The following is a 16,247-nucleotide window of genomic DNA, read 5'->3' on the forward strand; positions in this document are numbered from 1 at the left end:
TCGCACACTGGATTTTTTGAGCCTAGGAGGCCGCCATGACTCAAGCCATCGTTTTCTCCCACACCGGCGGGCCGGAAGTGCTCGGTCTGCAAAGCCAGGAGCTGACCGCTCCGGGACCGGGTCAGGCGCGGGTGCGTCATACCGCCATCGGCGTCAACTTCATCGATACCTATCAGCGCAGTGGTCTGTATCCGTTGCCGCTGCCGTCCGGCCTGGGCCAGGAGGCGGCCGGGGTGGTGGAAGCGTTGGGGCCGGGGGTGTCCGGTCTGGCGGTGGGAGACCGCGTCGCTTACGCCGGAGGCCCGCTGGGCGCTTATAGCACCGAGCGCTTGCTGCCGGCGGCGGTGCTGGTGAAGATTCCCGACGGCATCAGCGACGAATCCGCCGCCTGCATGATGTTGCAGGGCATGACTGTGGAGTATCTGGTGCAACGCACCTACCCGGTGAGGCCGGGCCAAACCGTCTTGTGGCACGCGGCCGCCGGCGGAGTGGGACAGATCGCGGTGCAGTGGCTGACGGCGCTGGGCGCGGCGGTGATAGGCACCGTTGGTTCCGACGCCAAGGCCGACATCGTGCGCGGCCTGGGCTGCCAGCATGTGATCAATTACAGCCGCGAAGACGTGGTGGCGCGAGTCAGCGAGATCACCGGCGGACAGGGCGTGCCGGTGGTCTATGACTCGGTGGGCAAGGATACTTTCCAGATATCGCTGGCTTGCCTGAGTCCGCGCGGCATGTTGGTCAGCTTTGGCAACGCGTCCGGCGCGGTGCCGCCGTTCGCGCCTTTGGAACTGACCAGTCGCGGCTCGCTGTTCTTTACCCGGCCCAAGCTGGCCGATTACATCGCCAGCCGCGCGGAGCTGGAGGCCTCGGCCCAAGCCTTGTTTGATCGGGTGGCGGACGGCAGGGTCAAGGTGGCGCCATCGCATCGTTATCCCTTGGCGGAGGCGGCGCAGGCGCACCGCGATCTGGAAGGGCGCAAGACCAGCGGTTCTATTATCCTGCTGCCTTGAACGGGCAGCGACGCCAGCCAGGCATCGCTTATTCTTGGTGCCAGGGCTGGCGCTGGTGTCGCTCCAGCCAAGCCAACGCCCGGCCGTCGCTGTCGACATGGCCCAGATAGCCGGCCAGGCTGACGTCGGGCGGGCAGCTCAGGTTGGTGTCGCACCAGCTTTGCAGCCGGTCCACGCGGAAGCTGCGGTAGTCCAGGCGCAGGCCGCACCAGGCCGCCAGCAGCCAGCGGTCGCCCCAGAAAAACAGAGCCAGCGGCAACAGCGCGCGTTGGCTATCGCGGCCGCTTTCGTCGCGGTAATCCACCCAAAGCGCTTGGCGGGAGACGATGGCGTCGCGCAGCGGCGCCAGCCGCTCGCGCGGGTAATTGCCCGCAGTGGGCGCGTACAGCGGCTCCGGCGGCAGGCCGGAGGACCCCAGCACCGCGTGGATGCGGCCCAGCGCCGATTGCGCCGCGGCGGCGGTGTCCCGGTCCGCCCAGGCCGCCAGCATGCGCGCGCCCACTTCCAGCGCCGCCAGTTCGCGCGCGGAAAACGCCACCGCCGGCGGCGTGAAGCCGGCTTCCAGCCAATAGCCCTCGCCGGCTTCGCCGTTGAGCGGCGCGCCGCTGGCCATCAGATCCGCCATATCGCGGTAGACAGTGCGCGGCGTCACTTCCAGCCATTCGGCCAACTGCCGGGCAGTGGTGCGGCGGCGGCCGCGCAGCAGCAAGAGGATTTGAACCAGTCGGTCGGCTCGGCGCATATTTAGTCGGGTTCCCGCAGCATAGATGGCGGCAGTGTCGCCCGCATCGCGCACGCGATCAACAGGAAATCGGCGCGGCCGATTTCCAGGTGGCCGAAGCGAAAGGCGTAGCCCCAGCGCGCCGGATCGGCGATGAAGGTCAATTGGCCGAGCAGCGGCCGGATTTCGGCGTCCTCTGCCGGCCAGAACGCGATGTTCCGCCGGTAGGGCTCGAAATCGGCGCTGACCCGGAACGGGTAGACGCGGTCGTCCATCGCCTGGCCGATGGCGGTGAAGCGCTGGCAGGGCTCGCGCCCTTCCAGGCTGAGCACTGGCGAGTAATAGATCAGGCCGTCGCCGGCCGCCATCCGCTTGAGTGGCGCGGACTTGCCATGGCAGAGCTGGGCGAAGCCGCCGGCAAGCCCGCGCCGCACATGGTCGCGGCTGGCCACGCCTATCCAGTAGCGACGGCTCATGCGGCGCTGTGCAGGCCGATCAGATTGCCTTCCAGATCGGAAAACAGTGCGATGTGCCCCCAGGTTTCCGGCAAGCGGGTCTTGGGCTGCACCACGATGCCGCCGGCGGTTTTGACCCGTTCCAGCGTGGCGTCCAGATCGGCGCCGCCATCCAGATAGACGCGCACGCCGTCTACGTGGGGGCGGGCTTGCGGGCTGCTCAATAGTGCGCCGCCGCAACTGTCGTCGGTTTTGGGAAACAGCGCCATGCGGGCGTTGTCGAAGCTCTCCTCATGCAGCGCCACCTGCAATACCTGCTGATAGAAGGCGACGGCGCGTTCGAACTGGGTCACGGGAATTTCAAACCAGTGTAAAACAGGGGACATGGCACACTCCTTGAAGGGGTTTTTAGCGATCCGGCCGCGAGCGTTGCTGCCCCGCGTTCAATGGGGCGGAGGCGGCGTCGCGGCCATGGAGGGCAGTGTGCGGCCCCCCTGCTGACAGCGTGTTGTCAGCAGGCGCGCCGCGTCTGCGATTTTTTTGGGCTTGGGCAACTTTGCCGGTGGCCGGGCGAGTAAAAACCGCTAGGCCGGACACGACCCGGTCACGTGGATGTGGCAAACTGCCAGACTGTTTCCCGGCGCGCCGGGACGGCTGTTTTTTCAATCGACCGCAGGAGGAATAACAAGTGGAAACCTTACTGCAGTTTCTGGGCTTCAACGGGTCTGGTCTGCTGCAAACCTTGCTCAGCCTGTTGACGGCTTTCATTCTGGGCTCGGCCATAGGCTACGAGCGCCAGTTCCGTCAGCGCACCGCTGGCCTGCGCACCAATACCCTGGTGGCGGTGGGCGCGGCGGCCTTTGTCGACATGGCGCTGCAGCTGGACGGCACCGGCGGCGCGGCGCGGGTGGCGTCCTACGTGGTGTCCGGCGTTGGTTTTCTCGGCGCCGGCACCATCATGAAAGAGGGCTTGAACGTGCGCGGTTTGAACACCGCGGCGACCTTGTGGGGCTCGGCGGCAGTCGGCGCCAGCGCCGGCGCGGGTCAGATTCCCCAGGCTTTTCTGATCACGCTGTTCGTGTTGGCCAGCAACACCTTGCTGCGTCCGGTGGTGAACTCGATCAACCGCAAGCCTATCGACGACGAAACCAGCGAAGTCACTTACCAGTTGTGCGTGATCTCCAGCCGTTCCGGCCAGAAACACGCAATGGCCTTGCTCAGCGACCTGCTGGAGGAGTCCAAGTATCCGGTGGGGGATCTGGACGTGGAGCCCTTCGGCGACGACGAGGTGGAGATGACCGCCACCTTGCTGTCCACCTCGGTGGAGTGGGAGGAGCTGGAGGAGATCGCCGCCAAGCTGGTGGCCCAGCCTTTCATCAGTCAGGCGTATTGGAATCCCAGCACTTCGGAGTGAGAAGGATGGGGAAAGATCAAGCCCTGGGCCGCTTGCCGGTCCAGGGCTTTTTTATGGGCGGGAGAGCCTGTTCAAAGTCTTGAGAGCAAGACAAGGCGAAACCCGCTGAGAAAGCAGCATGTACGCGTGGTACATGAGCGTTTCAAAGCGGGTTTCAACCCATCTATCCATCCCGCTGACGCGCAGCGGGCTTTGAACCGCTTCTTAACCTTCCGCCAGCGCCGCCATCACTTTGGCCGACAGCGCCTGCGGTTGCGCGGTGACGCGCAGCAAGTGGCGTACCGCCGGGTGCGGCGGGCGGTGCACGGCGATGCCGTCGGACAGCAGCTGGCGATGGATGGCCTCGCTGCTGGCGGCGTCGCGATAGGCGATGCAGACGAAGTTGGTGTGCGAGGGCATCACCACGAGGTCGCGCGCGCGCAAGGCGTCGGATAGTTTGTCGCGCAGATGGATGGTGGCGGCGATTAGCTGACGGGAATAGTCGGGATCGTCCAGCACGATTTGCGCCGCCAGTTGGGCGAAGCTGGACAGCGCGAATTGCGGCCGAATCTGGTCCGCCTTGGCGACGATGTGTTGCGGACCTATGGCGTAGCCCACCCGCAGACCGGCCAGCGCATAGGCCTTGGACAGCGTGCGCAAACGCAGCGTGTTGGGCAGCGCGCCCTGCGGCGGTGCGTCCTGCGCGTCCACGCAGAAATCGACATAGGCCTCGTCCAGGATCAACAGCGTGGACGAAGGCAGGGTTTCGCGCAGCGCCAGGATGTCGTCCGCGCTCCAGTAGTGGCCGCTGGGATTATCCGGGTTGGCGAGATAGAGCACGGCGGCACGCTCGGCGCGCGCCACTTCCGCCAGCCGCGGCAGATCGGCCTGCAGCCGGTCGCCTTGTTGCTGGTAGGGCACTTCCAGAATGCGCGCCCCCACGCCTTCGGCGAAATAACGGAAGGTGGGATAGGTGCCGGCGGTGCATACCACCGCGTCGCCGACATTACAGGCCAGACGCAAGGCCAACAGGATCAGGCTGTCGGCGCCGGTGTCGAACAGTACCTGGCTCGCGTCCACGCGGTTGTGGGCCGCCGCGCGCTGACGCAGTCCGTGCGCGTAAGGGTCAGGGTAGAGCCGGGCCAGTTCCGTCATCATCTCGCCGAACTCCGACGTTAGCGGAGAGGCCGGTTTGGCCATGCTTTCATTGGAACCGATGCGCGCGCCGATGCGGTGGCCCAACGCCGCTTCCAGCTTCACGATGCCGGGGAAGGGGTTGACGATGGTGTGATGTTCCAGGTGACGGGCGAAGTGAGACATCGGCGGCTCCTTTATCTGCAGATACAGCCTTTGAGTGTAAAGGATATGACTGATGTGCAGGAAACCGCGTGGGAATATCAATATGTCTTCAGCATTTTACGCCGTCGCCGCACCGCCCGGAAGCGCGGCGGGAGCCGTCAGCGAGAGGCGGGAGAGGCGGATTCTGCCGCGGCGCGAGGGGAGGAGGCGTCGGCCTTGACCGCGGGTTTGGCGGCGGGCGCGGCGGCGGCCGGCTTGGCTGCGGGGGCGGGCAAATACAGCGGGCCTTTGAAGCCGCAGGCGGCCAAGAACAGGGTCAGGCTTGCACAAGCCAGCAAGGTGCGCATACGAATGAGTTCCAATGTGGCAAAATCCCGATACTAGCAAAGCTGCGGCGCGCCGTGTGATTACGTTGCGCCTGGCGATCAAGGCCTGAGCCGCGCCAAGACGGCGTCCAGGCCGTCATTCAACGGGAAAGCGCAATGAACGAAACCGAATTTCTGCGGCACACCGACGCCATCTTCACACGCATCGAAGCCGCCATCGACGACAATGATCTGGACGCCGACTATCTGGTGTCCGGCAATGTGCTGGATATCGAGTTCAGCGACGGCGCCAAGATCATCGTCAACCGCCACACCGCCAATCAGGAATTGTGGATAGCGGCCAAGAGCGGCGGCTACCACTTCGCCTTCCGCGACGGCCGCTGGATCGCCGCGCGTGACGGCTCGGAATTCTTCTCCACCCTCAGTGCCGCCATCGCCGCCGCCTGCGGCGAAACCATAGAGTTTGATGAATGAGCCACTTGGTGTGGCTGGGGCTGGGCGGGTTGGCGGTGTCTGCCTTCACCTCGTCCACCATTTTGCCCGGTAATTCCGAGCTGGCGTTGTCCGCTTTTCTGTACAAATGGCCGGACTGGCTGTGGCCGGCCCTGCTGGTGGCCACGGTGGCCAATACCGCCGGCAGCGTCACTAGTCTGTGGCTAGGGAGGTTGGCGCCGCGCAAGGAGTTGCCGCCGAGGCTGGCCGGCTGGTTCCAGCGTTTCGGCCCGGCGGTGCTGATCTTGTCCTGGCTGCCGGTGGTTGGCGACGCGATTCCGCTGGCCGCGGGTTGGCTGCGTCTGCCCTGGTGGTCCAGCATTTTGTGGTTGACCCTTGGCAAGGCGGCGCGTTATCTGGCGCTGGCCTGGGGCGTGCTGCTGCTGTCGAGTTGAGAGGGCATAACAAGGCAATAAAAAAAAGGACATGCGGGAGCATGTCCTTTTTTGTATCAAGCGTGCGGAATCAGCAGCCCTGCTTCAGCGCCAGTTCCAGGCTCTTGTTGTAATGCTGAGCCGCCAGCTCTTCCTTGCCGGTGGCTTCGAACAGCCGCGCCAGTTCGGCGTGGGCGCACAGCGTCGGCGAGATCGAGGCGCTTGCTTCCAGATAGCTTTGCGCCTTGCCCCACAGCTGCTGGCACAAGGCCAGCCGGCCCAAGGCCATCAGCAGCCAGTGGTCGCGCGGCCGCTTCTTCAGCCAGTTTTCCGCGGTTTTCAGCAGCTCCAGGCGTTTATCCTCGCTCAGGTGCTCGGCCAGCTTGCCCAGCTCGCGGGACAGCTCCGGGGTGTCGTGATCGTCGTTGGCCAGCGCGCCGGCCAGCAGGGTGGCGGCGTAATCGTAGTCCTGCAACACGATCAGCCGCGCCACCACTTGGTCCATCAGCTGTGGATTGCTGCGCTCGGCTTCCGGGATGCGGCGCAGCCAGTCGCGGATTTCCTGGCCGCCCAGCAGGGTGACCAGCTGTTGCTGATAGGCGGCCAAGCGATAACGCCGCGCCTGTTCCGGCTCCAGCGCGTCGGCCTTGAGCAATTTCTCGGTCAGCGCCAGCACCGCTTCCGGCTGTTTCTGCAGCAAGCGGACTTTCAATTCCAGCCGCAAGGCGTTGGTCAGATTGGGCGACAGCGCGCGCGCGCGTTCGATGGCGGCCAAGGCGCCCAGCGGGTCCTTGGCTTCCAGCTTCAGCTCGGCGTCCAGCATATGGCGCGCCAGCTGCAGCCGCGGCGGCATGGCGTCCAGCTGCGCCAGATAGCCGTCGCGTTTGTCCAGGTCGCCGGCGGCGCCGGCGGAGCGGGCGGCGATCAGCAGGGCCAGGGCCTTGTTTTCCGGCGAGTATTCGTCGTCCAGCGACTTGCTGGCTTCGCGCTCGGCTTTCTGGAAGCGGCCTTCAAAGTAGGAGATGCCGGCTTCACGCAGCGCGTGGCGGGAGGCTTTCAGCTTCTTCTGGCGCTGGAAGCGGCGCACTTCCGCCGGCAGATTGGCGGCCACCGCCACCATGCGCAGCACCAGATGCACCACGAAAATCAGCACCACCACCGATACGATCAGCAGGTTGAACGACACCTCCATCCGATACGGCGGCAGAAACAGGATGGCGTAGCCGGTGTTCAGGGTGGCGGCCAGGCCGACCAACACCGCGAGGGCAAATAGCCCGGTAATCCACAAGGCGAATTTCACGGTTTATTCTCCTGCCGCGCCTTGGGCGTCGCGCACCGATTTGAGGCTGGCGTTCATATCCGGCAGCGCCACGTCCAGCGGCGCGCTTTCCAGTTCGCCCAGCGTGCCCAGCCATTGGGTGACGGCCGGCGCGTCGCGGTCGAAGTAGCGCTGCACATAGCTGCGCGCGGCCACGATGTCGGCGGCGAAGGTCTTGCCGTCGCGTTGGATCAACGCCAGACGAGCGTCCAGCAGACGCATTTTCAAGTTTTCCCGCAGGAAGAAAGCCTGCTCCGGCGACAGCAACAGCGCTTCCGGCTTGTCCATGCGGCGGATGTGGATCAGCTCGCCCAGGCTCTTGCTGACGTCGGCCACCAGGCGCTCCCACAGCGGCGCGCTGGCCGCCGTCGCCGCCTTGGCCTGCGGCTTCTGGCTGGCCAGCCGGTGAGCGTCCACCGCCAGCGGCAGGCTGTCGGAGGACAGCATCAGCCGGTCCAGCTTCACGGTGAGCCCGACGCTGTCCAGATAGGGCAGAGCCTTGAGTTTTTCCAGGTCGGTGGCCACCGCTTTTTTCACGCCGATCAATTGCGGGCGATCGAATTTGGCCAGGCGCGCGTCCACCATCTCCAGCGCGGACACGGCGGCCGGCACGTTGCCGGCCAGTTGCAGCTGCTGGCTGGCGATGGCCAGGGTGTGTTCCACCTCGGACAGCAGCCAGTCGGTGCGGTTCTTGGTCAGTTCCTGGTACATGCCGTTCAGCGTCGCGTATTGGCCGGCGGATTCGTTGACGCGGGCCTCCATCAACGCCAGACGGCCTTCGGTGGCGCGGTTGGCGCTGATCGCCTGCTCGGTCATCGCGCGCAGTTCCTTGGCGGATCCGCTGCCTTCGGCCAGCCGGCGCGCCAGTTCCTGGCGGGCGGCGGTCAGTTCCTGCTGGGTGCTGAAGTACTGCCAGCCGGACACGCCCAGCGCGGCGATGGCGATCAGCAGGGCCGGACTCAGCGATTTCTTGGACTCGGGTTTGGCGGTTTCGGTGATCTGGGATTCGCTCATGGGTGACGACAGAACCATTTTTTAAGGCCGGCGACCAGTGCGCTGTCTTCGGCCCGGGTTGTCATGATGCGCGTCGCGCCTTGCGCGGCGAGCCGGTCGGCAACGCGCGGATGCGGCACGCAATACAGCAAGCATTGTAACGTCCTGATTCGACTGGGGCCAGCGAGACGGAACAATTGCTCTACGATTTCGCCGGAAGTGACAATCACGGCGTCCGGCGGCGCGCGGTCGAAGGCCGCCCAGTCCGGCGCGCCGTCCAGTCGGCGGTAGATCTCGGCGAACTCCACCGCCGCGCCCCGCGCGGCCAGGCTTTGCGCCAGCAGGGGCCTGCCGCCGACGCCGCGCACGATGAGCGTACGTTGCCCGCGCATATCGGCCAGTTCAGGCAGGGCCAGCAAGGCTTCGCTGTCGCTGCCCTCGGTTGGGTGCAGCACCGGTCTGCCGCTGAGCGCGGCCAATTTGGCGGCGCTGGCGCGGCCGACGCAAACCAGCCGCTTATCGGCTAGGTCCAGCGTTTGCAGCGCCGGCCAGGCCTGGTCTATGGCGCTGGGGCTGACGAAAATCAGGCAACTTGCCGCCGCCGCTTGCCCAGGCAAAGCGGCCAGCGCGTCTGGCTGCGGCGCGATTTCCATCAGCGGCAGATGGCCGGTGTCGAAACCCGCTGCGGCGAGCAGACGCAGCAGCTCGGCGCTTTGCGCTTGCGGGCGGGCGACCAGGACGCGCGGCATCGTCGTCTCAGCGCGGGTCGGCCAGCACCGCTTCAATCAGCGGGCCGGCGCCGTCGTCCAGCAGCTTTTTGGCCACAGCGCGGCCCAGCGCGTCGGCGTAATCGGCCGGTGCGCTGGCGCTGGCGGTCAACATCACGGAACCGTCCGGGCTGGCGACGAAGCCGCCCAGCGCCAGCGTGCCCTCGTTGAGGGTGGCGAAGGCGCCCAGCGGCACTTGGCAACTGCCGCCCAGCTCGCGCGCCAGCGCGCGTTCGGCGCTGACACAGGAGTGAGTGGCGGCGTGGTTCAGCGGCGCGAGCAGCTGCATCAGGTCGGCGCGGTCGGCGCGGATCTCGATGCCCAGCGCGCCTTGTCCGGCGGCCGGCAGGCTTTCCGACGGCGGCAGCTCCTTGCGGATGCGCTCGGAGAGGCCCAGGCGCTTGAGGCCGGCGGCGGCCAGGATGATGGCGTCGTACTCGCCGTCATCCAGCTTGCGCAGCCGGGTTTGCACGTTGCCGCGCAGCGGCTTGACCACCAGCCGCGGATAGCGGGCGCGGATCTGCGATTCGCGGCGCAGGCTGGAGGTGCCCACCACCGCGCCGTCCGGCAGTTCCGACAGGTCCGCGTAGCGGGCGGACACCAGCGCGTCGCGCGGGTCTTCGCGCTCGCATATCGCCGCCAGCGCGAAGCCTTCCGGCAGCACCATCGGCACATCCTTGATTGAATGTACCGCCAGGTCCGCGCGGCCTTCGGCCAGCGCTACTTCCAATTCTTTGACGAACAGGCCTTTGCCGCCGATTTTGGACAGGGTCTTGTCCAGAATCTGGTCGCCCTGGGTGGTCATGCCCAGGATGTCCACGCTGAGGTGGGGATAGAGCGCTTGCAGCCGGGCCTGGATGTGTTCGGCCTGCCACATGGCCAGCCGGCTCTCGCGGCTGGCGATGACGATTTTGTCCATGAAACCGGTTCCCGATCGGACTATGTGCTTGGATGGCGGGCATTCTAGCATGCCCGCCCGGCGCACAGCGCCGCGGCGTCGCCGGGGCGGCGGCGCAAAGCTTGATGTTGCGCAATGCGCACTCAGGTCAAGATCTAAAGGGTTAAATGACAGTAGTGTTGCCACTACAGCGGCAAGCCTGCCTATGATGTTTTGCATGCGAAACGAATCGCCTGAAGCCAGCGACGCCAGCGGCCGCGCTGCCTTGAGCCGATTCAAAAACCGGGAGCGGCCAAGCCGCCCGTCACCATCAAGGAATACCGAATGAGCGATTTAGACAAGGACCTGCCGCTGCGCGCCGATTTGGCCCGCCTGGACCGCGCGCTGGCCGAGGTGTTGAGCGAACAAGCCGGCCCCGAGGTCTACGCCGAAGTGCGCGCCATCGCCGGCCGCAGCGCCGAGGAACGCAGCCAGCCCTTGGCGGCGGAGTTGAGCCCGGCTGCGGCGATGGCGCTGGTGCGCGCCTGCGGCCTGTACGCCCAACTGTTCAACATCGCAGAGGACCTGCACCATGTGCGCCGCCGCCGGGCCCACCGGCAGGCCGGCTCCGCGCCGCAGCAGGGCAGCCTGTCGCGCGCGCTGGGCAAGTTGAAGGCCGACGGCGTCAGCATCGCCATGCTGGCCGACACCCTGGGCGACGCCTATGTCGGCGCCATCCTCACCGCGCACCCCACCGAGGTGCAGCGCCAGAGCGTGCTGGACGGCCACCGCGCGGTGCGCCGTTTTCTGGGCAAGCTGGCGGCGGCGGACCTGACGCCGGAAGAGGAGGAGGAACTGGAGGCCAAGCTCAAGCGCGTGATCGTGGCGCTGTGGCAGACCTCGGAAATCCGCCACTTCAAGCTGGCGGTCAAGGATGAGATCGAAAACGGCGTCGCCTATCACCCGCTGACCTTCTTCCAGGCCTTGCCGGCGCTGTATCAGCGCTTGGACCGGCAGATCGAAGCCACCTGGGGCCAGACAACGCCGCTGCCGTCCTTCATTCGCGTCGGTAGTTGGATAGGCGGCGACCGCGACGGCAACCCCAATGTCGACGCCGCGGTGCTGCGCCACGCGGTGACGCGCCAGGCTCAGGTGGCGTTTGAACATTATCTGTACGAACTGGCGGCGCTGTACCGCGAACTGTCGCTGTCGCAACGCCTGGTCGGCGTCAGCCCGGCCTTGGTCGCCTTGGCGGCGCTGACCCCGGATCAGGAGGAGAGCCGCCGCGAAGAGCCGTATCGGCGCGCGCTGGCGGCGATGGAGGCGCGGGTGTTGGCCACCGGCCTGCAGCTGGGCGTGAGCCTGAGCGGCCGTTGGCCGGCTGGCAGACCTTATGCCGACCAGGCCGAGTTTCAGGCTGACCTCGCCGTGCTGGACGCCTCGCTGCGCGAACACGGCAGCGCGGCGCTGGCCGACGGTCGGCTGGCGGAGCTGATTCGTGCGGTGGACGTGTTCGGTTTCTTCCTGATGCCGTTGGACCTGCGCCAGTTCGCCGGCAGCCACGAGGCGGTGGTGGGCGAGCTGTTCGCCCGCGCCGGGCTGGAGGAGTTCGCCGCGCTGGACGAGGCGGCGCGAAGCCGCGTGTTGCTGCGTGAGCTGGCCACGCCGCGGCTGCTGTATTCGCCCTATCTGGACTACAGCGCCGAAACCGAGAAGGAACTGGCGATCTTCCGCGAGGCGGCCTTGATCCAGCGGCAGTTCGGCGCCGACGCCATCGGCCAGAGCATCATCTCCAACTGCGCTCAGGTCAGCGACATGCTGGCGCTGGCGCTGCTGTTGAAAGAAGCCGGCATGATCCGGCTGGTGGACGGGCAGCCGCGCTCCAGCGTCAACCTGGTGCCTTTGTTCGAAACCATTGCCGACCTGGACCGAAGCGCCCAGGTGATGACGGCCCTGTTCGCCTTGCCGTGGTATCAGCAGTTGCTGGACAGCCGCGGCCGCATGCAGGAAGTGATGCTGGGCTATTCCGACAGCAACAAGGACGGCGGCTACCTGACCAGCCAATGGCAGCTCTATCAGGCAGAGAAGCGTTTGGTGCGCTGCTTTGCCGACGGCCGGGTCAAGCTGCGCTTGTTCCATGGCCGCGGGGGGTCGGTGGGCCGCGGCGGCGGCCCCTCGTTCGAGGCCATCATGGCGCAGCCGGCCGGCAGCGTGGCCGGGCGTATCCGCATCACCGAGCAGGGCGAGGTGATCGCGTCCAAGTATTCGGACCCGGCCATCGGCGGCCGCAACCTGGAAGCCCTGGTGGCGGCGACGCTGGAAGCCAGCCTTAGCGGCTGCGCCAGCTGCGAGACCGACGAGACCGTGTTTGACGAGTTGTCGGACGCCGCCTATCGCGCCTACCGCGAACTGGTGGAAGCGCCGGGCTTCATGCAGTACTTCCTGGAGGCGACGCCGATCAACGCCATCGCCAAGCTCAACATCGGCAGCCGGCCGGCGTCGCGCAAAAGCCTGGCCTCGATCAAAGACCTGCGCGCCATTCCCTGGGTGTTCTCCTGGTCGCAATCGCGGGTAATGCTGCCCGGCTGGTTCGGTGTCGGCTCGGCGGTGCGCGCTTTTATCGAGCGTCACGGCGAAGCCGGACGCGCCCGTCTGCAAAGCCTGTACCGCAGTTCGCCGTTCTTTCAGGTGGTGCTGTCCAATATGGAGCAGGTGCTGGCCAAGGCCGACCTGGGCATTGGTCGCCGCTTTGCCGGCCTAGTAGAGGACCGCGCATTGGCCGAGGCCCTGTTCGGCCGCATCCAGGCGGAGTGGCAGGCTACGCTGGACGCTTTCTACGCCATTACCGGCCAGAGCGCGTTGCTGGAAAAGAACCCGACGCTGCATCGCAGCCTGGAAACGCGCTTGCCGTATCTGGACGCGCTGGGCCTGTTGCAGGCGGAGCTGCTGAGCCGGCTGCGCCGCCAGCCGGACGACGCCGAGGCCTTGTACGCAATCCACCTGACCATCAACGGCACTTCGGCCGGCCTGCGCAACAGCGGCTGAGGCCAGGCCCGTCGCCGTGCAGCGTGCCGCTCTAGCTTTCCGAGCCCAACAGCAGCCGTTGCAGGGCGTCCAGCGCCGGCTGGCGCAGTCCGCGGCGGCGGATCAGCGTGGTCTGGGCCTGGCCCAGGTCCGCCGGCAGCGGATGGGTGGACACCTGGGCCGCCATCAGCGGCATGCTGTCCAGCAGGCTTTGCGGCAGCAGCGCCAGCCCCATGCCGCTGGCGACGCAGCTGAGCATGGCGTGGTAGGAGCCCAGCTCCACCAGGCGGCGCGGCTGTACGCCCTGGCGCTGCATCCAGGCTTCCAGCCGCTGGCGATAGGCGCAGCCGTGGCCGAAGGTTAGCAGCGTGGTCTCGCCCAACAGGCGCAGCGACAGCTCGCGCTGGCCGGCGGCGGCCACCAGCACGATGGTTTCCTCGAACACCAGCGCCTCGTCCAGACGTTCGTCGCCGGCCGGGCCGCTGATCAGCGCCGCGTCCAGCCGGCCTTCCAGCACCGCGCGCCGCAAGTCGTTGGACACGCCGGCCTGCAGTTCCAGCTGCACCGCCGGATAGCGGCGGTGGTAGGCGGCCAGCACCGGCGCCAGCCGCGAGGCGGCGGTGCTTTCCATCGCGCCCAGCCGCAGGCTGCCGGCCGGCTCCGCGCTGGCCACCGCCTGGCGCGCTTCTTCGGCCAGGCTCAGCAGCCGCTCGGCGTAGTCGCCCAGCCGGCGGCCGGCCTCGGTGGGGATCAGCTTCTTGCCTTCGCGCAGGAACAGCGGCACGCCCAGCTTGTCCTCCAGCTGCCGAAGCCGGGTGGTGACATTGGATTGCACCCGGTGTAGCCGGGCGGCGGCGCGCGTCACGCCGTCTTCTTGCAGCACCGCCTGGAAAATGCGCAGTTCGTCCAACTCCATCGTTCTCTCCAAGAGATTATCTGAATCATAATAATTCATTTTTTAGAATGACGTGCGCGGGCTAGCATGCAAGCATTCCCATTCCCGGAGCGTGAACATGTCCACCCTTTCCCTGCGCCAGGGCTATCTGGCCGCCTTCGGCGCCGTCGCCATCTGGACCGGCTTCAACCTGGTGTCGCGCCTTGGCGGCAAGAGCGCGCTGGCCGGCACCGACATGCTGGCGCTGCGCGTCGGTGTCGCCGCGCTGATCCTGCTGCTGTGCGGCGGTCTGCCACGCGGCGCCTTGCGCGATGCACGGTTGTGGCTGCTGACCCTGCTGGGCGGCCTGGGCGTCAGCCTGTTCGCCTACAGCGGCTTCAAATACGCGCCGGCGGCGCATGGCGGCCTGTTGCTGCCGGGCATGTAGCCCTTCCTGGTGGCCTTGTTCGCCTGGCTGTTGGCTGGGGAGCGCCTGCAGCGCCACAAGCTGCCCGGTTACGCGTTGATAGGCGCCGGCCTGGCCTTGAGCGCGTTGCCCCTGTTCAGCGGCGCCGGCGGCGACAGCTGGAAGGGCGATCTGCTGCTATTGCTGGCTTCTGTGAGCTGGGCGGCTTTCGGGGTGCTGGCGCGGCGCTGGGCTTATCCGGCCTGGCCGCTGACGCGGGCGATCACCATCATGGCGGCGCTGATTTATCTGCCCGTCTATCTGCTGTGGCTGCCCAAGCATCTGGCGGCGGCGTCTTGGCCGACGCTGCTGTTCCAGGCCGCCTATCAGGGCGGGGCGGCGGCCATTGTGGCGATGCTGCTGTATCTGCGCGCGATTACGGCGCTGGGTGCGGTGCGGGTGGGGATGTTGTTCGCCTTGATTCCGGTCTTGGCCGGCTTGCTGGCGGCGCCCTTGTTGAATGAGCCGCTGACCGGCTATCTGGCCGCCGGCCTGGCATGCGTCAGCCTGGGCGCGTGGCTGGCGGCGCGCCAGCCGGCCACCGTCGCGGAGGCGGTGCCGGCGGCGTGCGGCGCGTGCTGAGCTCCATTCAGGGCGCGGGGATTTCCAGCACCTGCCAGCCTTCGTTGCGGGCCTGCAGGAAGTTCATCACCGAATCCACGGTCACGGTCTGGATGCGGTCGGCGTAGCGCATCTCGTTGGGGTGGTCGTCGAAGGCGACATTGGCCTTGAACATGCGGCCGCCCAGCCGCGTCAGCGGCCCCAGCTTGAGTTCCGAGGGCGCGTAGCCGTTGAGCTTCAGCCACATCTGCGCCTGTTCGCGGTTGGCGATGCGGGCTTCCTGGCTGGCCGAGGCCGCCAGCGTTTCCAGCACCCAGGTGTTGGAGTTTTCGTAGCGGGTGGCGAAGGGATAGGCCAGCAGGCTGTACTGCGGGGTGTGCAGTTCGCGCAGCCGCGGCGGCGCTTGCAGCCGTTCGCGCAGCCGCGCGGCCAGCGCCGGAGGCGGCAGCAGCGCCACCGACTCGAAGGAATGCATATCGTCGAGGAAGAAGTTGCCCAGGCCCTCGTACCACAGGTCGGAGCTGGCGCTGCCGCAGTCGTTGAGCAGGTGGGCGACGCGCCAGCGGCCTTCCGCTTGGCGGTAAGCAATGCCGACATGGGTGTAGCGCAGCTTGAAGCGCGACAGGTCCTGGCCGACGCGGCCGATCACGGCAACGTCGCCGCCGCTGGCGTCCAGCTTTTGCCGCAGTTGTTCGGCGGCAGCCATCGCCTTGCCGAAGGTGGCCGGGGTGATGGTTTGCTCCTCGCAGCTGCGGCCGGCCAGAGCGGCTTGCGGCAGCAGCAGGCAGAGCGCCAGGCCGAGGCCGGCGAGACGGGCGGGCAGAGCGTCAGGACGGGACACGGTTGTGCTCCAGAAGGGCCTCGCCCAGCTTGTTGGTGATGAAGGCCAGCACTTTGCCGGAGGTGACCAGCATGGTGCCGCTGGCCACCGCGCTCACTTGCACCGAGGCGCCGACCGCCGCGCCGGTGGCTTTCAGCGCCTTGCCGGATAATTCCACCACCAGCTTGGCGCCGCCCTGCACCGCGTCCAGCGACATCTTGACGGTGTCGCCGGCGCCTTGGGCCAGGCCGGTGATCACATAGGCGCTGCCAGTGACCGCCAGCACCGGAGCCAGCAGCGATTCGCCCTTGCCCTGCGCGCTGCCGGCCACGCTGATTGCCGGGGCGGTGACGATGGACAGGGTGCCGACGGAGATTTTCTCTGAGGCGGTGTCGGTCTGGGACAGGCCGGCCCAGGCGGGCAGCGCGGACAGCAGCAGGCTGGATAGCAGGAGGGCTTTGAGCATGGATGATCCTG

General features: G+C 66.8%; 19 protein-coding genes. 7 read left to right on the forward strand and 12 right to left on the reverse strand.

Annotated features, from left to right (window positions below; all coding sequences use genetic code 11):
- Positions 1-35 precede the first annotated feature (35 nt).
- Positions 36-1,010: a quinone oxidoreductase family protein gene (locus tag ACUXV1_RS13335; RefSeq protein ID WP_446015603.1), complete on the forward strand. Its 975-nt coding sequence runs from the start codon at positions 36-38 to the stop codon at positions 1,008-1,010.
- Between the two features lie 28 nt (positions 1,011-1,038).
- Here the strand turns inward: ACUXV1_RS13335 and ACUXV1_RS13340 are convergent, their stop codons facing one another.
- From ACUXV1_RS13340 to ACUXV1_RS13350, 3 genes are read right to left on the reverse strand one after another with little or no spacing between them, the layout of a single operon-like run.
- Positions 1,039-1,752, reverse strand: coding sequence for a helix-turn-helix transcriptional regulator (locus tag ACUXV1_RS13340; protein WP_446015604.1), 714 nt, complete (start codon positions 1,750-1,752; stop codon positions 1,039-1,041).
- 2 nt (positions 1,753-1,754) lie between these two features.
- Positions 1,755-2,207: an EVE domain-containing protein gene (locus tag ACUXV1_RS13345; RefSeq protein WP_446015605.1), complete on the reverse strand. Its 453-nt coding sequence runs from the start codon at positions 2,205-2,207 to the stop codon at positions 1,755-1,757.
- Entirely contained in the window at positions 2,204-2,572 is a 369-nt protein-coding gene (locus ACUXV1_RS13350) for a VOC family protein (RefSeq protein ID WP_043589352.1), read from the reverse strand. Before ACUXV1_RS13350 ends, ACUXV1_RS13345 begins: the two co-directional genes overlap by 4 nt.
- A gap of 302 nt (positions 2,573-2,874) precedes the next feature.
- Here ACUXV1_RS13350 and ACUXV1_RS13355 point away from each other — a divergent pair, with 302 nt between their 5' ends.
- A complete protein-coding gene (locus ACUXV1_RS13355) occupies positions 2,875-3,600 on the forward strand; it encodes an MgtC/SapB family protein (RefSeq protein WP_019103569.1) in 726 nt (241 codons plus the stop codon).
- 204 nt (positions 3,601-3,804) lie between these two features.
- On the opposite strand, the gene ACUXV1_RS13360 is transcribed toward ACUXV1_RS13355, so the two are convergent.
- Positions 3,805-4,899 carry a pyridoxal phosphate-dependent aminotransferase gene (locus tag ACUXV1_RS13360; RefSeq protein ID WP_446015606.1) on the reverse strand — a complete coding sequence of 365 codons (1,095 nt, stop codon included), beginning with the start codon at positions 4,897-4,899 and terminating at the stop codon, positions 3,805-3,807.
- Positions 4,900-5,036: 137 nt separating this feature from the next.
- Complete coding sequence (lptM, locus tag ACUXV1_RS13365; RefSeq protein WP_081555924.1) at positions 5,037-5,225, reverse strand: LPS translocon maturation chaperone LptM; 189 nt, start codon at positions 5,223-5,225, stop codon at positions 5,037-5,039.
- Between the two features lie 135 nt (positions 5,226-5,360).
- Here lptM and cyaY point away from each other — a divergent pair, with 135 nt between their 5' ends.
- Positions 5,361-5,678, forward strand: a complete 318-nt coding sequence (gene cyaY, locus ACUXV1_RS13370; protein ID WP_043589353.1) for an iron donor protein CyaY — start codon at positions 5,361-5,363, stop codon at positions 5,676-5,678.
- A complete protein-coding gene (locus ACUXV1_RS13375; protein WP_446015607.1) occupies positions 5,675-6,091 on the forward strand; it encodes a YqaA family protein in 417 nt (138 codons plus the stop codon). Before cyaY ends, ACUXV1_RS13375 begins: the two co-directional genes overlap by 4 nt.
- Before the next feature lie 70 nt (positions 6,092-6,161).
- Here ACUXV1_RS13375 and ACUXV1_RS13380 read toward each other — a convergent pair whose 3' ends face one another.
- The 4 genes from ACUXV1_RS13380 to hemC are packed head-to-tail and all read right to left on the reverse strand — an operon-like array spanning position 6,162 to position 10,067.
- Positions 6,162-7,370, reverse strand: a complete 1,209-nt coding sequence (locus ACUXV1_RS13380) for a heme biosynthesis protein HemY (protein ID WP_019103564.1) — start codon at positions 7,368-7,370, stop codon at positions 6,162-6,164.
- A gap of 3 nt (positions 7,371-7,373) precedes the next feature.
- Positions 7,374-8,402, reverse strand: a complete 1,029-nt coding sequence (locus tag ACUXV1_RS13385) for a uroporphyrinogen-III C-methyltransferase (RefSeq protein WP_019103563.1) — start codon at positions 8,400-8,402, stop codon at positions 7,374-7,376.
- Positions 8,399-9,130, reverse strand: coding sequence for a uroporphyrinogen-III synthase (locus ACUXV1_RS13390; RefSeq protein ID WP_446015608.1), 732 nt, complete (start codon positions 9,128-9,130; stop codon positions 8,399-8,401). The genes ACUXV1_RS13385 and ACUXV1_RS13390 overlap by 4 nt, the downstream gene beginning before the upstream one ends.
- A 7-nt stretch (positions 9,131-9,137) precedes the next feature.
- The gene (gene hemC / locus ACUXV1_RS13395) at positions 9,138-10,067 is read right to left on the reverse strand and encodes a hydroxymethylbilane synthase (RefSeq protein ID WP_043639368.1); all 930 of its coding nucleotides are present in this window, start codon (positions 10,065-10,067) and stop codon (positions 9,138-9,140) included.
- A gap of 303 nt (positions 10,068-10,370) precedes the next feature.
- On the opposite strand from hemC, the gene ppc reads away from it, so the two are divergent.
- Entirely contained in the window at positions 10,371-13,070 is a 2,700-nt protein-coding gene (gene ppc / locus ACUXV1_RS13400; RefSeq protein ID WP_446015609.1) for a phosphoenolpyruvate carboxylase, read from the forward strand.
- Positions 13,071-13,101: 31 nt separating this feature from the next.
- On the opposite strand, the gene ACUXV1_RS13405 is transcribed toward ppc, so the two are convergent.
- Entirely contained in the window at positions 13,102-13,965 is an 864-nt protein-coding gene (locus tag ACUXV1_RS13405) for a LysR family transcriptional regulator (protein ID WP_446015610.1), read from the reverse strand.
- A gap of 97 nt (positions 13,966-14,062) precedes the next feature.
- Between ACUXV1_RS13405 and ACUXV1_RS13410 the strand changes: the two genes are divergently transcribed.
- Together ACUXV1_RS13410 and ACUXV1_RS13415 are read left to right on the forward strand one after the other, a co-directional pair.
- Positions 14,063-14,371 carry a hypothetical protein gene (locus tag ACUXV1_RS13410; protein WP_446015611.1) on the forward strand — a complete coding sequence of 103 codons (309 nt, stop codon included), beginning with the start codon at positions 14,063-14,065 and terminating at the stop codon, positions 14,369-14,371.
- A gap of 9 nt (positions 14,372-14,380) precedes the next feature.
- Positions 14,381-14,971: an EamA family transporter gene (locus tag ACUXV1_RS13415; RefSeq protein WP_446015612.1), complete on the forward strand. Its 591-nt coding sequence runs from the start codon at positions 14,381-14,383 to the stop codon at positions 14,969-14,971.
- 7 nt (positions 14,972-14,978) lie between these two features.
- Here ACUXV1_RS13415 and ACUXV1_RS13420 read toward each other — a convergent pair whose 3' ends face one another.
- The gene (locus ACUXV1_RS13420; RefSeq protein WP_240314984.1) at positions 14,979-15,791 is read right to left on the reverse strand and encodes a DUF2145 domain-containing protein; all 813 of its coding nucleotides are present in this window, start codon (positions 15,789-15,791) and stop codon (positions 14,979-14,981) included.
- The gene (locus ACUXV1_RS13425) at positions 15,778-16,236 is read right to left on the reverse strand and encodes a hypothetical protein (protein WP_446015613.1); all 459 of its coding nucleotides are present in this window, start codon (positions 16,234-16,236) and stop codon (positions 15,778-15,780) included. The genes ACUXV1_RS13420 and ACUXV1_RS13425 overlap by 14 nt, the downstream gene beginning before the upstream one ends.
- Positions 16,237-16,247: the final 11 nt, after the last annotated feature.

The sequence above is a fragment of the Chromobacterium sp. W521 genome, assembly GCF_052805975.1.

Coding starts and splice junctions, on each gene's coding strand:
- ACUXV1_RS13335 (WP_446015603.1), top strand. CDS start 36: ATGACTCAAGCCATCGTTTTCTCCCACACCGGCGGGCCGGAAGTGCTC.
- ACUXV1_RS13340 (WP_446015604.1), bottom strand. CDS start 1,752: ATGCGCCGAGCCGACCGACTGGTTCAAATCCTCTTGCTGCTGCGCGGC.
- ACUXV1_RS13345 (WP_446015605.1), bottom strand. CDS start 2,207: ATGAGCCGTCGCTACTGGATAGGCGTGGCCAGCCGCGACCATGTGCGG.
- ACUXV1_RS13350 (WP_043589352.1), bottom strand. CDS start 2,572: ATGTCCCCTGTTTTACACTGGTTTGAAATTCCCGTGACCCAGTTCGAA.
- ACUXV1_RS13360 (WP_446015606.1), bottom strand. CDS start 4,899: ATGTCTCACTTCGCCCGTCACCTGGAACATCACACCATCGTCAACCCC.
- lptM (WP_081555924.1), bottom strand. CDS start 5,225: ATGCGCACCTTGCTGGCTTGTGCAAGCCTGACCCTGTTCTTGGCCGCC.
- cyaY (WP_043589353.1), top strand. CDS start 5,361: ATGAACGAAACCGAATTTCTGCGGCACACCGACGCCATCTTCACACGC.
- ACUXV1_RS13375 (WP_446015607.1), top strand. CDS start 5,675: ATGAGCCACTTGGTGTGGCTGGGGCTGGGCGGGTTGGCGGTGTCTGCC.
- ACUXV1_RS13385 (WP_019103563.1), bottom strand. CDS start 8,402: ATGAGCGAATCCCAGATCACCGAAACCGCCAAACCCGAGTCCAAGAAA.
- ACUXV1_RS13390 (WP_446015608.1), bottom strand. CDS start 9,130: ATGCCGCGCGTCCTGGTCGCCCGCCCGCAAGCGCAAAGCGCCGAGCTG.
- hemC (WP_043639368.1), bottom strand. CDS start 10,067: ATGGACAAAATCGTCATCGCCAGCCGCGAGAGCCGGCTGGCCATGTGG.
- ppc (WP_446015609.1), top strand. CDS start 10,371: ATGAGCGATTTAGACAAGGACCTGCCGCTGCGCGCCGATTTGGCCCGC.
- ACUXV1_RS13405 (WP_446015610.1), bottom strand. CDS start 13,965: ATGGAGTTGGACGAACTGCGCATTTTCCAGGCGGTGCTGCAAGAAGAC.
- ACUXV1_RS13410 (WP_446015611.1), top strand. CDS start 14,063: ATGTCCACCCTTTCCCTGCGCCAGGGCTATCTGGCCGCCTTCGGCGCC.
- ACUXV1_RS13425 (WP_446015613.1), bottom strand. CDS start 16,236: ATGCTCAAAGCCCTCCTGCTATCCAGCCTGCTGCTGTCCGCGCTGCCC.